The sequence below is a fragment of the Devosia sp. SL43 genome (genome assembly GCF_021729885.1).
Classification (GTDB): Bacteria; Pseudomonadota; Alphaproteobacteria; order Rhizobiales; family Devosiaceae; genus Devosia.
In genome coordinates this window covers 3,653,081-3,667,080 of the sequence record NZ_CP063401.1, presented here as the reverse complement: position 1 = coordinate 3,667,080, position 14,000 = coordinate 3,653,081, and the positions used below count along the sequence as shown (strand labels likewise).

Below are 14,000 nucleotides of genomic sequence, written 5' to 3'. Positions count from 1 at the left end.
GAGGTCGACCCGTAGGGTCGGGTGAGGGGTCTTTCCCACGCACCTCACCCAGTAAAGGCCCCTCACCCGGCGGCTTCGCCGCCGACCTCTCCCCGGAGGGGCGAGGTAAAGGTTCTACCGCGCCAGTTGCGCTGCAAGCTTCTTGCCGAACTCCGCGCCCGTCATCGCGGCTCCGAAAGCGAAACCCTGGGCATAGCGGCAGTTGAGCTGGCGCAGGCGCTCGATTTCGTCAAGCGTTTCGACGCCCTCGGCGATGACCATTAGATCGAGATCGCTGGCCAGCGCCACCACCGCACGGATGATCGGGCTCTGGGTATGGGCCATGCCGTTATCCTCGCCCATCTTCACGAAGGGCTGCGGTATCTTGATGGTATCGAACGGAAAGCGGTGCAGGTAGCTCAGCGATGAGTGGCCGGTGCCGAAATCGTCGAGCGCCAGCCCAAGGCCCAGGTTGCGCAGGGCCATGAGCATATAGGCGGAATGCTCGGGATTGGTCATCACCTGGCTCTCGGTGATCTCGAGCTTGAGGTGGCGCGCCAGCTCCTTGTCGGCGCTGACGAGGCTGCGCATGTCGTTGAGCAGCGTTTCGGTCGCCAGTTGCGACGGCGAGAGGTTTACCGAGATGAAGAAATCCTCGGGCAGACCAAGGGTGGTCATCCAGTCCTTGGCCTGTGCCGCAGCCTGTTCGAAGGCGAGGCGGCCGAGCTTTTCAATCTGGCCGGAGCGCTCAGCCAGCGGCACGAATTCGTCCGGGTTCACGGTGCCGCGGGTGGGATGGACCCAGCGCATCAGGGCCTCGGCGCCGGCCATCTGGCCGGTCTGGATATCCATGACCGGCTGGAACTGCACATGCAGCTCACCCTGCTTCATGCCGCGTTCGAGATCTTCCTCGCTGGCGCGGTTGTAGGCGGCGATGGAGCGCGCCGAGGCGCGATAGGCCTCGATGCGGTCGCCGCCCAGGCGCTTGGCATAGTACATGGCGAGCTCGGCGTCGCGCAGCACATCGGCCGCAGTGGCCGGATTGCTGTCATAGATAGTGACGCCGATGGACGCCGTCAGGGTGAGATCGCGGTCGCCGAAGTTGAATGGCGCCTTGAGGGCCTTGCGGATCTGCTCGGCGGTTTCGGCGATCTTGCCGGCGGCCTGCTCCGAAGCAAGGATCACCGCGAACTGGTCGCCGGTGACGCGCGCCACGGTATCGAGCGGGCGCATGACGCGGGAGATGCGGCGGGAGATGGCCAGCAGCACTGAGTCGGCGGCGGAGTGGCCGATGCGCTCCTCGAGCTCCATGAAGCGGTCGATATCGATCAGGAAGACGGCCGGCTTGGTGCCGCCTGGGGTGCGGGCGCGCACCAGGGCACGCTCCAACCGATCGAGGAACAGCATGCGGTTGGGCAGGCCGGTGAGGCTGTCATGGACAGCGTCATGCAGCAGACGCTCGCGCGAGGCGCGGTCTTCGGTGACGTCCTGCAGGGTGCCGACGATGCGATTGACCTGGCCGTCGCCACCCAGCACCGGCTTCACCCGCATGCGGAAGCTGCGATAGCTGCCATCGTGACCGGCAATGCGCATATCGGCCGAAACCTTGCCGCGACGCAGCTCTACCAGCGTGTCGAAAGCGGTACGGAAACGGTCGCGATCGTCGGGGTGGACGCGATCGAGCCAGCGCTTGATGGCGCCGCGCAGGGCGCCGCGCTTTTCGCCGAGGCGAGTCGCGAGTTCGTCGCTGACCGAGACGCGGTCGCGCTCGATGTTCCAGTCGAAGACGAAGTCGCCTGAGCCGGTAAGCGCCAGAGCACGCCTTTCGACTTCGCTGAGGGTGCCGATCGACACCTGGCCTTCGGAGAAGGCGTGTTGCACGGCGGTGAAGCCGAGCAGCATGACGATGAGCACGAGACCACCGCCGACAGCGGGCTGCGCGACGTCGTTGGAAACCTGCCCCGAAACGACCAGCCAGGAATAGAATAGCCAGGAAATCAGGATGATCCAGGTGGGCACGAGCAGCACGGCACGGTCGTAGCCGCGCAAGGCCAACAGCAAGATCAGGAAGAAGCCGGAAAGGCCCAGCAACGCCAGCACCAGGCGGGCGATGGTGGCAGCGATGGCGGGCTGGAAGAAGGCGAAGGCGAACAGCGCCAGGAACAGCACAGCCAGACCCAGCGCGAGATGGATGAAGCGCAGATGCCAGCGGTGGAGGTTGAGATAGATGAAGAGGAACCCGGCCAGCGTCGTGGCTATACCCGCCTCCGCCGCAGCGCGGAGCGGTTGCATGCCACTGGCGGGCAGGCCCAGCAGGCGGCCCAGCACGCCGAAATCAATCAGCAAATAGATCAGCACCGCCCAGGCAAAGGCCGCCGTGGCCGGGAACACGCCGCGACCCTTGACCACGAACATGATGGTCAAGAACACCGCTGCCAGCGAAGCCACGCCCAGCACCACGCCGCGGAACAGGGTGAAGGAGTTGACGTAGTCGCGATAGGCATTGGGCTGCCAGAGATAGAGTTCGGGCAGTTCGCCCGAGGTCAGTTCGGCGATGAAGGTGACAGTGGCGCCGGGGTCGAGGGTGACTTCGAAGGCGTCGGCCTCGCTATCGGGCAGGCGGATCGGGCGGATGCCGGCGCTGGGCGTCAGCGCCTTGAGGCGGTCGTTGCCGAGATCAGGCTGGAATACGCCGGAGCCTGGCAGGCGGAAGAAGGGCGCCACCAAGAGGCGGTCGATCTGCTGGTCGCTCTCGTTGCGCAGGGCGAAGAGCGCGAAGGACGGATTGGTGCCCTGCTCGCTGGCCAGCACCTCGATGCGGCGGATGATGCCATCCTCACCCGGTGCGGTGGAGAGCTGCACGCGGCCATCGGTGCCCGGCGTGACCTCGATCACGTCGCTCAGATTGACGGCATTGACGTCTTCGGGGACCGAGATGACTTCGAAAGCGGTGGCGGGCGCGAGGATTGCCAGCGCGAACGCAAAACACATCGCGAGTGCATAGAGGTGACGCATCAGAGGCGAATATATCCTGCGGTAGGCTTCATTGTGGCAGCGCCTGGACGGGATCGCGGTAGCAATCCACGGCCGAAACGGCATCCTCTTGGCGGGAGCGCCCTTTGGTAGCGGGGATTGACGCTTGCGACAAGGTTACCGAAGTGTTGCCAAATGGCAACGGCGGCCTGGGCTAGCAGAGCCGAGCGTTCAACCGGACGCCGGAATAGCCGGATTGCGCAACGCTATCGCACAGCTCAGCCCATTCACAGCCGGCGCAGGCCGGGCGGATCTGGCCGGTGGAAAAGGCGGCGCGCAGGCCGGAGAGCACCTGCTCATCCAGGCTGAAGGGTCGCGTCAGGTCGGTTTGCAGCAGATCGCTGATGGCGAGGCGGGCCAGCCGATCGCGTTCCAGAACATTGTCGTGATGGCAGTGGGGCTCGCCCTCGGTGAGCAGGGGCACGCAGACATCATCGGGCCCGTCGACCAGCTCGATCGTTTCACCACCGCCGAGCCTGACAATGATGGCGTCGTAATTCGCGACGAAGGCAGGGGTATAGCCCCTGCCTATATAGGTCAGCATGCAGAGCAGATGATGCGCCCGCAGTTGGATGGTCAATGCGCGCCCTTGGTGGTGGCGCGGTGCAGCACGAAGAGGACGGCGGCGCCCAGCGCCGACTTGAGTGCGGCGCCCGAGAGGAACGGCACGACGCCGTAGATCAGGGCCTGGTCGACACCGATGGAGGTCGCCAGCCAGGCGCCGCCAATGGCGAGGCAGAGGGCATTGCCGGCCAGGGCGGCGACGAAGGCGAGCAGCGGCTTGCTGCCGTTCCAGCCGCGCTCGGCGAGCCAGCCGACCAGGCCAGCCACAATGGGGAAGGCAAAGAGGTAACCGGCAGTCGGGCCGACGAAGTGGATGGCCCCAGCTGCGCCACCTGACAGGACAGGTGCGCCCAGCGCCGCTTCGATCAGCCAGGCGATGACGGTGATGCCGCCCAGGCGCCAGCCATAGAGTGCGCCGACCATGGCTACACCGAAGGTCTGCATGTTCATCGGCACTGGCAGCATCGGCACCTCGATATAGGACATAGCGGCCAGGAACAGCGTACCGAGGAGGACGGCGGCAACCTGCCAGGTCAGGGAACGGCTCTGCAGGCGCAGCGGGCTATAGGCATCGAGACTTGAGGCAGCGGTGGTGTTCATGACGTGTCCTTGGATCGCATCCAGAATTATAGATAATTTCTGACTTCGATCTATTAAGTTCACAGTCCGGTGACTTGTGCAAGCCTTGAACCATTAGCCAACGATGGCGAAGGCTTCGCGGGTGGCGCCGGAGGCAGTGCGAACGGGCTTCTGGCCGATCCATTGGACGTGGCGGCCCAGCGTAGCGACCGCAGCGTCGATCTGGCCGCTGCGCAGGGCGGCGAGGATGGCCAGATGGTCCTGGTCGGTGCGAACTTCCCATTCGGTCCGCCAGGCTGCGAACAGGAAGCGGGCGCTGGCGGCATGCAGGTCGTCGATGGCGGCGAGAAGCCGCGGCATGCCGCAGGGGGTGAGGATGGTGCGGTGAAAGACGCGGTTGGCCTCTTCCCAGGAGCGAACGTCGCGCGACTTTTCGCCGGCCCGATTGGCGGCCTCGGCCTGGTCGAGGATGGCGCTGGTCAGATGCGGGGCGGCGTGGCGGAGCGCCAGCACTTCGAGGGCCGCGCGCATTTCGGCGACTTCCTTGACCTCGGCCAGATCGAAAGCCGCCACGCGGACGCCGCGACGGGGCTCGCTGATCGCCAGCCCCTGGGCTTCGAGCAGGCGAAAGGCTTCGCGCACTGGGACGTGGCTGGCGCCGAACTCCTCAGCGATATGGTCCTGCCGCAATCTGGCGCCGGGCTCAAGCGAACCGGCGATGATGCGCTCGGCGAGCACCTTGCTGATGCGGACGGCGATGGTGTCGTCTTTGGGCTCTGCCATGATTTGTAGATAATTGGCCGCTGGCCGATTTGTCGAGGCCGGTCAGACGGTCCGGCGGGCGTAACGCGCCATTTCGTAGCGTTCCTTGGTCAGGCCGAACAGCACGTGATCTTCCCAGCGACCGTTGATCTGCAGGTATTTCTCCGCAAAGCCCTCTTCGATGAAGCCGTTCTTTTCCAGCACTTTTCGCGAGGCCGCATTGCCTGGCAGAAAAGCGGCATGGATGCGGTGCAGGTCGAGCGTATCGAAGACAAACGGCAGGCAGGTCGAGACCGCCTCGGTCATCAGGCCTTTGCCGGCAAATTGCCGGCCCATCCAGTAGCCGAGATTGACGAACTGGGCGGCGCGGCGGCGCACATTGGACAGGGTCACGCCACCGACCAGCGTCTCATGCTGACCCTGAGGCAGGAAGATGAAGAAGGAATAGTCCGTCCCCTCCTCCGCCTCTTCTCGAGCGCGCTTGACGCGGGTGGCGAATACCTTGCGGCCGAGATCGGCCTCGGTCCAGCGCGGCTCGAACGGCTTGAGGAAGTCTCGGCTGCTGTGCCGCAAGGTATACCACGGCTCGTAATCGGACAGCACCGGCAGACGCAGCAGCACCCGCTGGCCGCGCAGCGTGATCAGCGATGTCGGCGACGACCAGGGCCACAGCACCGCCTTGCTCATGCTAGCGCTTGAGGTGTTCGCCGATGGCCTCGACATCGGCGAGATTACCGATGGGGCCGATGCCAGCCAGCGTTGGCGCCCCCTTGGTGAATATCTGCTCGGCGATATCCTGCACGCGCTTGGCAGTGATGGCGTTGATGCGATCCACTGTCTCCTGCATCGGGATGGGACGACCCCAGAGGATCTGCTGGCGCGCCAGCTGGCCGGCACGGGCCGACGGGCTTTCAAGCGACATCAGGAGACCGGCGCGGATCTGGTTGCGGACGCGGATGACTTCCTCGTCGGTGATGCTTTCGGTGGCGCGCTTGAGCTCATCGAGAACGACCGGCACCAGATCGGCCACTTCCTCTTCGCCCGTCGCGGCAGCAACGCCGAAGACGCCGCTATCGGCAAAGGCCCAGTGGAAGGAATAGACCGAGTAGCACAGGCCGCGCTTTTCGCGGACTTCCTGAAACAGGCGCGAGCTCATGCCACCGCCCAGGATCGAGGCCAGCACCTGCGCGGCATAGAAACCGTCGGCATTGTAGGCTCGGCCTTCGAAGCCGACGACAATATGGGCCTGTTCGTGATCCGAGATTAGACGCTCTTCGCCGCCCTGGTACTCGGCGCGCTGCGGCGCCGGGGCGCCGTTCGGCTTGAGGGTGGCGAAGCGTTCCTTGGCCACCTCGACAAGACCATCGTGGTCCACATTGCCGGCGGCGGCCATCACCATGTGGTCGCCCACATAGTTGCGGCTCATATATTTGCGGATGGTGTCGGGGGTGAATTCGCGGACCGAATCCACGGTGCCCAAAATCGTGCGGCCGATCGGCTGGGTCGGGAAGGCGGCAGCCTGAAACAGGTCGAAGACGTGATCGTCGGGGTTGTCGCGCGCAGCGCCGATCTCCTGGACGATGACCTGCTTCTCGCGGGTCAGTTCGTCATCCTCGAACAGCGAATTCTGCAGGATATCGCTGAGGATATCGGCGGCCAGCACCACGTCTTCCTTGAGCACGCGGGCGAAATAGCCGGTGTGTTCGATGGAGGTCGCGGCATTGAGGTCGCCGCCGACATTCTCGATGGCCTCGGCGATCTGTAGCGCGTTGCGCGAGGTGGTGCCCTTGAAGGCCATATGTTCGAGCAGGTGGGAAATGCCATGCTCGGCCTTGCGCTCGGAGCGGGCGCCGGCCTTGACCCAAACCCCCAGCGAGGCGCTTTCGAGGTGTGGCATGTCGTCGGTGAGGACCACCATGCCATTATCAAGGGTCGTCGATTGTAAGCTCACGCGAGGCTCCTTCTCAGGCCCGGCGGTCGAGCGACCACCAGTCCCTCTCGTCCGTCAGACAGCGCGCGTACGCGCCGCGATGAAGTGTTCGACCGCTTGCTGGTCGTTGGCAAGGACGCTGAGGCGCTCCTCACGGGAATAGAGGTCGGCCAGCCAGCTGGGCAGCGCCGGGTCGACACCCGAGGCATCCTTGACGGCGGCCGGGAACTTGGCCGGATGGGCAGTGCCCAACGTAATCATCGGCGTACCGGAATGCGGCTGGTGCCGCGCCACGTTGACGCCGACGGCGGTATGGGGATCCAGCAGATAGCCCGCCGCCTTGTGGGTCATGGAGATCGTCGCCTTGGTCTCGGCCTCGCCGGTGGTGCCGGCGGCGAAGTCGCGGCGGATGACTGACAGCGCGTTGTCCGGCAAGGCAAAGCCGCCCGACTGCTTGAGGCCGTCCATCATGCGCACAACGGCACCAGCATCGCGGTCGGCGCCTTCGAACAGCAGCCGTTCGAAGTTGGACGAAATCTGGATATCCATGGACGGGCTGATGGTCGGAGCGACGCCATCCATCTCGTAGCGGCCGGTGTCCATGGTGCGGCGCAGGATATCGTTGGCATTGGTGGCGATGATCAGCTTGTCGATTGGCAGGCCCATCGCCTTGGCGCAATAGCCGGCAAAGATGTCGCCGAAATTGCCCGTCGGCACGGTGAAGCTCACCTTGCGCTGCGGGCTGCCGAGCGAAACCGCCGCCGTGAAGTAATAGACGATCTGCGCGACGATACGGCCCCAGTTGATCGAATTGACACCGGAGAGGCGCACCGAGTCGCGAAAGCGGTGGTTGTTGAACATCGCCTTGACGATGTTCTGGCAGTCGTCGAACGTGCCTTCGAGCGCGATATTGTGCACGTTGGCGTCGAGCACTGTCGTCATCTGCAGGCGCTGCACCGGAGAGGTGCGGCCGAGTGGGTGCAGGATGAAGATGTCGGTCGTATCGCGGCCGCGGAACGCCTCGATGGCGGCCGATCCGGTATCGCCCGAGGTGGCGCCGACGATGGTAGCGCGCAGGCCACGCTCGGCGAGGATGTGGTCCATCACCCGGCTGAGGAACTGCATGGCGACGTCCTTGAACGCCAGCGTCGGGCCATGGAACAGCTCGAGCACGAAATGGCCCGGCTCGAGTTCGATCAGCGGCGTTACCGACGGGTGGCGGAACACCGCGTAGGAATCATCGATGATCTGTTTGAGCTTGGCCGGCGCGATCTCGTCGCCGACGAAGCGGCTGATGATGGCGTAAGCGACATCGGCATAGGGTTTGCCGGCAAAGCTGGCGATTTCAGCGGCGCTGACCTGTGGCCAGGTCTGGGGCACGTAGAGGCCACCATCGGACGCAAGACCCGCGAGAACTGCGTCGGAGAAACCAAGCACCGGCGCCTGGCCGCGCGTCGAGACAAACTGCATAGGGGAAAGAACGCCCGTTTAGAATTGCTGCAACCTAGAGAAACCGCGGATGAACCGCAAGTTTGGCGGCTCAGCCATTCGATCAGTGCCACGCCCTCGTGGTTCGAGGCGCTGAAGAAGCGCACCTCACCATGAGGGCTACTTCTTGGGCAGTATTCCAGTAGCCCTCATGGTGAGGTGCGAGCCCTTCGCGAGCCTCGAACCACGAGGGCGTGGCACAATGTTTGTTCATTCGCCGCTTCTTTGCCGCCAAAACCAGAAGCCGAGCATCACCGCCGCCACGATGGCAAAGCCGAACCAGGTATAGGCATAGCCAAGGTGGTTGTTGGGAAACTCGATGACCGTCTCGCCACCCTGCGGCAGCTGTCCGGGTTCACCCGCCGGCAGATCGACATAGAAGGGCGCGATCGGCGCCAGTGCCGGATCGACCATGGCGGCGAGGCGAACGGGGTCGCGCACCCATTCGATGCGGTTGGACGTATCGGGGCTGGGCGTCATGAAGCCGGCCTGTTCACCGGGACGCAGCAGGCCCGATATCGTGACCTGCACGTCGTCGCCCTCGCCATCCATCACGGCGGCCTCCTGGAAATCTTCAGGAACGAAGCCTCGATTGACGAAGACGGTGCCGCCATCGGCGAGAATGAAGGGGGTGACGACCCAGTAGCCCGGTCCGGAAGCGGGGCCGTTGGCATTGGCCAGGCTGGTGAAAACTGTAACCGTCTGATTGTAGCGGAAGGCGCCGGTCAACGACACGGGCCGGAAGTTGAGCGCTTCGAGGTCAAGCGTAGCCCACTCGCTGGCCGGCGGCACCGGAACCGGGGTGGCGCCAAGCCGCTGGTCGACGGCGGCTATCAGCGCTTCCTTTTCGGCCAGACGATGCATCTGCCAGGAGCCCAGCCAGACGCAGGTGGCAGCCAAAGCCAGCATCAGGACCACGAAGGTCCAGGTCATCACCGGGCCGAGGGTGCGATTGGTGGTCATTGATGCCCCTCATGGGCGTCGTGGCGATATTGCAGCGCCACCAGGACACCCTTGAACGGCGGCAACAGGGCCAGGGACAGCAGCAGCGTCGCCGGAATCCACAGGATCAGGTGGACATAGGGTGGCGGGTTGAAGATGGCGCTGACAACAAGCGCGAGGACAATGATCAACGGCGCGACCAGGAAGATGACGAAGATGGCGGGGCCATCGCCGCTATCGGCAAACTTGAAGTCGAGGCCACAAGCCGTACAGGCCGGCGCCACCTTGAGATAGCCACGGAACAGCTTGCCATCGCCACAGCGCGGGCAGCGGCAGAGCAGTCCGGCAACGATGGGCGATGGCTGGGCCAACACGGTCTCCAAAAAATTCGGGGCGCAGCTTGTGGCTGCGCCCCGCGAATGATGTCCGGGCCGACCCTAGTGGTGGAGCGCCACGCCCCAGCTGCCCCACACATAGATGGAGGCAAACAGGAACAGCCAGACCACGTCGACGAAGTGCCAGTACCAGGCAGCGAATTCGAAGCCGAGATGCTTCTCGGGGGTGAAATCGCCGCGCAGGGCGCGCAGCAGGCAGACCAGCAGGAAGATGGTGCCGATCAGGACGTGGAAGCCATGCAGGCCCGTAGCCATGAAGAAGGTCGCGCCATACATGGTCGCGCCTTCGCCGCCGAAGACGAAGCCGGCTTCCATGTATTCGATGGCCTGAACACAGGTGAAGACGGCGCCCAGCAGCACGGTCAGCACCAGGCCCCACTTGAGGCCCTCGCGGTCGCCCTCGAGCAAGGCGTGGTGCGCCCAGGTCACCGTGGTGCCCGAGGTCAGCAGCAGCAGGGTGTTGAACAGCGGCAGGTGGAACGGATCGAACAGTTCGACGCCTACAGGCGGCCAGGCGACCGTGTCAGCGAGGCGGGCATATTGCTCGACGTCGTCCCAGCGGAAGAAGCCGTCGAAATAGGCCCAGAAGAAGCCAAAGAACACCATCACTTCGGAGGCGATGAACAGCATCATGCCGTAGCGGTGGTGCATCTGTACGACGGGGGTATGGTAGCCCTCGTTGGATTCCTTGATCACGTCGCTCCACCACGCGTACATGGTGTAGAGCACGCCGGCCAGGCCGATGAAGAACACGAACGGGGTCCATTCGTGCATCCAGAAGATGGCGCCCATGGCCATGATCAGAACGGCAGCCGACATGACGAAGGGCCACGGGCTGGGCTCGACCATGTGGTAATCATGGTTCTTTTCAATGGCGGACATGTTCAGCTTCCCTCGTTGTCTGAAGCGTAGAAGGTATAAGAGAGCGTGATCTCTTTGATGGTGTCGAGTTCGGAATTTTCATCCAGGTCTGGATCGACGAAAAACACGATCGGCATATCGACGGTCTCGCCGGGCTGCAACGTCTGCTCGGTGAAGCAGAAGCATTCGATCTTGTTGAAATAGACGCCGGCCCGCTCGGGCGAGACGTTGAACACGGCCATGCCGGTGATCGCGCGGTCCGAATTGTTGGTTGCGACGAAATTGACGGTATCGACCGTGCCGATGCGGTCGGCAATCGGGGCTGCGGGCGTGACGGTCCAGGCCAGGTCGTTGGCGACGTTGGAGTCGAAGCGCACGGTCATTTCACGGGCAATGGCGCCCTTGGGCGCATCGCCGGACACCTGCGTCGTACCGCCGAAGCCGGTGATCTGACAGAACAGCTGGTAGAGCGGGACGGACGCATAGGCCAGACCCACCATGCCGGCCGCCAGGAACAGCCCGGCAAAGGCCACGCGCTTGTTGCGCTTGGCCATTTCGGGGTCGATGTGGCTATGGGTGAGATCGGCCATCAGAGCGCCCGATCGAACAGAGCGGGACCCATCTTGACGATGGTCAGGGTGTAGAACACGACGGCAAACAGACCCAGCGCGATGGCAAGAGCAATCGAACGGCGGCGGCGCACCTTGGCGCGCGCAGCGGCGATTTCGGGTGTCTCCGCTTCGACGGCGCGAATTTCATCGGGAGCACTCATGCGCCAAAGGCTCCAAACCGGGTCAGCAGATTGTCGGTGAGGAAGGCGAAGAACACGATGAACAGATAGCTCAATGAATAGTTGAACAGCACCCGCGCCGATTTGCGCATCGCCACGTCTTCGCGCGTGCGCAGCAGGCGCCAGGCCAGGATCAGGAAGGACGCGCCGGTGATCAGCGCCACGGTGGTGTAAATCCAGCCGGCAAAGCCGAGCCAGGTCGGCAGCAGCGCCGAGGCAGCAAGCAGGATCGAATAGACGAAAATCTGCAGCTTGGTGGACTTGTCGCCAACGACGTTGGGCATCATCGGGATGCCGGCAGCGCCATAGTCGGACTGCTTGTAGAGCGCCAGCGCCCAGAAATGCGGTGGCGTCCACAGGAAGATGATGAGGAAGAGCACGACGCTCTCCATCGACACCGAACCGGTGACGGCAGCCCAGCCGACGATGGGCGGGAACGCACCGGCAGCGCCACCGATGACGATGTTCTGCGGCGTCGAGCGCTTGAGCCACATCGTGTAGATGACGACGTAGAAGAAGATGGTGAAAGCCAGCCAGCCAGCTGCAACCCAATTAGTTGCGAGGCCCAGAAGCGCCACCGAGAAGATCGACAGGACCGAGCCAAAGACCAGGGCTTCTTCGCGGCTCATGCGGCCGGAGGGGATGGGCCGGTTCTGGGTGCGGCTCATGATGGCGTCGATATCGCTATCGTACCACATGTTGAGCGCAGCGGACCCACCTGCCCCGATGGCGATGCAGGCAACGGCAATGATGGCCACGAAGGGATTGATGCTACCCGGGGCAACCAGCAGACCGACCAGACCGGTGAACACCACCAGCTGCATGACAGTCGGCTTCAGCAGCGCGAGGTAATCCCCCACGCCTGCTTCGCCGGTCATGCCGGAGAGGTTCCTGCTGTCGTCGATAAAAGCCAATGACCTAGCCTTGGTTGGTGGAGGCGGGCCGCGCGGACGCGGCCCGGATGCTCTTAGTGCGCGTTGGTGCTGTCGATCTTGGGCAGTGTGGTGAACTGGTGGAACGGCGGCGGGCTGGACAGGGTCCATTCCAGCGTCGTCGCGCCATCGCCCCACGGATTATCACCGGCCGGGCGCTTCTTACGGGCAGCTTCCCAGGTCGCATAGAAGAAGATCAGCATGGCGACGAAGGTGATGTAGTAGCCGATCGACGAGATGCGGTTGAAGAAGCCGAAGGCGTCCGGATAGTCGATGTAGCGGCGCGGCATACCGGCCAGGCCGAGGAAGTGCTGCGGGAAGAAGATCAGGTTCACGCCGACGAACATGGTCCAGAAATGCAGCGCGGCCAGGGTCTCGTTGTACATGTAGCCGAACATCTTGGGGTACCAGTAGTACCAGCCGGCAAAGATCGAGAACACGGCACCCAGCGACAGCACGTAGTGGAAGTGCGCGACCACGTAGTAGGTGTCGTGCAGGGCGCGGTCGGCACCGGCATTGGCCAGCACCACGCCCGTCACACCGCCAACGGTGAACAGGAAGATGAAGCCGATAGCCCAGAGCATGGGCGACTTGAAGGTGATCGAGCCGCCCCACATGGTGGCGATCCAGCTGAAAATCTTGACGCCCGTCGGCACCGCGATGACCATGGTGGCGGCCACGAAGTAGCGCTGTACGTCGAGGCTGAGGCCGGTGGTGTACATGTGGTGCGCCCACACGACGAAGCCGACAAAGCCGATGGCGACCATGGCATAGGCCATCGCCATGTAGCCGAAGATCGGCTTGCGGCTGAAGGTCGAGACGATGTGGCTGACAATGCCGAAGCCCGGCAGGATCATGATGTACACTTCGGGGTGACCGAAGAACCAGAACAGATGCTGGAACAGCACCGGGTCACCGCCCTCGGCGGGCTTGAAGAAGGCCGTGCCGAAGTTACGGTCGGTCAGCAGCATGGTGATGGCACCGGCCAGCACTGGCAGAGCCAACAGCAGCAGGAAGGCCGTGACCAGCACGGACCAGGCGAAGAGCGGCATTTTGTGCAGCGTCATGCCCGGAGCGCGCATGTTGAAGATGGTCGTGATCAGGTTGATAGCGCCCAGGATCGAGCTCACGCCCGCCACGTGCAGTGACAGGATGGCGAAATCCATGGCCGGGCCGGGGTGACCAGTGGTCGACAGCGGCGGGTAGATGGTCCAGCCGCCGCCAAAGCCAAGTGCGCCGGGGCCGGTGCCCTCGAAGAACAGGCTCATCAGCAGCAGGATGAAAGCGGGCGGCAGCAGCCAGAAGGCGATGTTGTTGATACGCGGGAAGGCGGTATCTGGTGCGCCGATCATCAGCGGCGCGAAATAGTTGGCAAAGCCACCCATGGTGGCAGGCATGACCACGAAGAACACCATGATCAGCGCATGCGCGGTGGTGAAGACGTTGTACATGTGCTTGCCAGCATCGAGCGCGGCGTCGCCATCGACGCCATAGACCATCGCGGCAAGGCCGTGGAAAATCTGGATGCCCGGTTCCTGCAGCTCCATGCGCATGACGCCCGAAAGCAGACCGCCGATGATGCCGGTGAAAATGGCAAACACCAGGTACATCACACCGATGTCTTTGTGGTTGGTCGAATAGACCCAGCGGCGCCAGCCGTAGGGCTCGGCATGCGACGAAGCGTCGTGGCCGGTCGCGTGGGCTTCGAGGTGGGCGGTGGTGTCAGCCATTTATATTGTCCCCTG

Annotated in this window: 14 protein-coding genes; all 14 read right to left on the bottom strand. The window is 63.7% G+C overall.

Translation table 11 applies throughout. The features are described 5' to 3' along the window. Positions 1-114: 114 nt before the first annotated feature. On the bottom strand, positions 115-2,994 hold the full coding sequence (locus IM737_RS17940) for an EAL domain-containing protein (protein ID WP_236896357.1): 2,880 nt from the start codon (positions 2,992-2,994) through the stop codon (positions 115-117). 172 nt (positions 2,995-3,166) lie between these two features. Then, on the bottom strand, positions 3,167-3,592 hold the full coding sequence (locus tag IM737_RS17935) for a DUF1284 domain-containing protein (protein ID WP_236896354.1): 426 nt from the start codon (positions 3,590-3,592) through the stop codon (positions 3,167-3,169). Beyond that, positions 3,589-4,176 carry a biotin transporter BioY gene (locus tag IM737_RS17930; protein ID WP_236896352.1) on the bottom strand — a complete coding sequence of 196 codons (588 nt, stop codon included), beginning with the start codon at positions 4,174-4,176 and terminating at the stop codon, positions 3,589-3,591. The genes IM737_RS17935 and IM737_RS17930 overlap by 4 nt, the downstream gene beginning before the upstream one ends. Before the next feature lie 93 nt (positions 4,177-4,269). After that, positions 4,270-4,938, bottom strand: a complete 669-nt coding sequence (locus IM737_RS17925) for a GntR family transcriptional regulator (protein ID WP_236896350.1) — start codon at positions 4,936-4,938, stop codon at positions 4,270-4,272. Between the two features lie 42 nt (positions 4,939-4,980). Further along, entirely contained in the window at positions 4,981-5,604 is a 624-nt protein-coding gene (locus tag IM737_RS17920; RefSeq protein ID WP_236896348.1) for a GNAT family N-acetyltransferase, read from the bottom strand. Position 5,605: 1 nt separating this feature from the next. After that, positions 5,606-6,868 carry a M16 family metallopeptidase gene (locus tag IM737_RS17915; RefSeq protein WP_236896346.1) on the bottom strand — a complete coding sequence of 421 codons (1,263 nt, stop codon included), beginning with the start codon at positions 6,866-6,868 and terminating at the stop codon, positions 5,606-5,608. A gap of 54 nt (positions 6,869-6,922) precedes the next feature. Further along, a complete protein-coding gene (gene thrC / locus IM737_RS17910) occupies positions 6,923-8,317 on the bottom strand; it encodes a threonine synthase (RefSeq protein WP_236896344.1) in 1,395 nt (464 codons plus the stop codon). Between the two features lie 228 nt (positions 8,318-8,545). After that, entirely contained in the window at positions 8,546-9,298 is a 753-nt protein-coding gene (locus tag IM737_RS17905; RefSeq protein WP_236896342.1) for an SURF1 family protein, read from the bottom strand. Next, positions 9,295-9,648, bottom strand: coding sequence for a DUF983 domain-containing protein (locus tag IM737_RS17900; RefSeq protein WP_236896339.1), 354 nt, complete (start codon positions 9,646-9,648; stop codon positions 9,295-9,297). The genes IM737_RS17905 and IM737_RS17900 overlap by 4 nt, the downstream gene beginning before the upstream one ends. 66 nt (positions 9,649-9,714) lie before the next feature. Further along, positions 9,715-10,554 (bottom strand): cytochrome c oxidase subunit 3, encoded by an 840-nt coding sequence (locus tag IM737_RS17895; protein WP_236896337.1) that lies wholly within the window; start codon positions 10,552-10,554, stop codon positions 9,715-9,717. A 2-nt stretch (positions 10,555-10,556) separates the two neighbouring features. Continuing rightward, on the bottom strand, positions 10,557-11,123 hold the full coding sequence (locus IM737_RS17890; RefSeq protein WP_236896334.1) for a cytochrome c oxidase assembly protein: 567 nt from the start codon (positions 11,121-11,123) through the stop codon (positions 10,557-10,559). After that, positions 11,123-11,305, bottom strand: a complete 183-nt coding sequence (locus tag IM737_RS17885; protein ID WP_236896332.1) for a hypothetical protein — start codon at positions 11,303-11,305, stop codon at positions 11,123-11,125. Before IM737_RS17885 ends, IM737_RS17890 begins: the two co-directional genes overlap by 1 nt. After that, on the bottom strand, positions 11,302-12,201 hold the full coding sequence (locus tag IM737_RS17880) for a heme o synthase (RefSeq protein WP_236896330.1): 900 nt from the start codon (positions 12,199-12,201) through the stop codon (positions 11,302-11,304). Before IM737_RS17880 ends, IM737_RS17885 begins: the two co-directional genes overlap by 4 nt. An 89-nt stretch (positions 12,202-12,290) precedes the next feature. Further along, complete coding sequence (ctaD, locus tag IM737_RS17875) at positions 12,291-13,985, bottom strand: cytochrome c oxidase subunit I (protein WP_236896328.1); 1,695 nt, start codon at positions 13,983-13,985, stop codon at positions 12,291-12,293. Positions 13,986-14,000: the final 15 nt, after the last annotated feature.